The organism is Maribellus luteus (assembly GCF_003576475.1).
GTDB lineage: Bacteria > Bacteroidota > Bacteroidia > Bacteroidales > Prolixibacteraceae > Draconibacterium > Draconibacterium luteum.
The window spans coordinates 1-533 of sequence record NZ_QWGR01000252.1; the positions used below are offsets into that span (position 1 = coordinate 1).

The 533-nt window shown below is 68.3% G+C and carries 1 protein-coding gene; it reads left to right on the plus strand.

Annotated features, from left to right (window positions below):
* Window positions 1–34: 34 nt before the first annotated feature.
* Window positions 35–533 (plus strand): MotA/TolQ/ExbB proton channel family protein (locus tag D1614_RS28800; RefSeq protein WP_119440540.1); only part of this gene is annotated, 499 nt, incomplete at its 3' end.

Consider the following 533-nt stretch of genomic DNA (forward strand, 5'->3'; position numbering starts at 1 on the left):
GCGCGCCCGACGAATCGAAAACAGAGAGCCCTCCATGGACGTCACGCCAGAGAACTTTTCCGCCGTCGCGATCTTCCTGCGCGCCGACTGGGTGGTGAAGGTGGTCATGATCGGCCTGGCGCTGGCCTCGCTGTGGTCGTGGGGCGTGATCATCGACAAGCTGATCCGCTTCGGCGGGTTGAACCGCGAGGCCGACCGGTTCGAGGACCAGGTCTCGTCGGGCCAGTCGCTGGAGGACGTCGCGGCGGCGGCGGGCGACAAGCCCCGCCATCCGCTGCCCCGCATGCTCAAGTCGGCGCTGCACGAATGGCGCGACGGCCGTCACAAGGGGCCGATGACCGACACCCAGGCGGCCCTCCTGATCCAGCGCGTCGACCGGGCCCTGGACAGCGTGATCTCGCGCGAGAGCGCCAAGGCCGAGGACGGCCTGGGCAGCCTGGCGATCATCGCCACCGCCTCGCCCTTCGTCGGCCTGTTCGGCACGGTCTGGGGCATCATGAACAGCTTCATCGGCATCTCGAAGTCGCAGACCA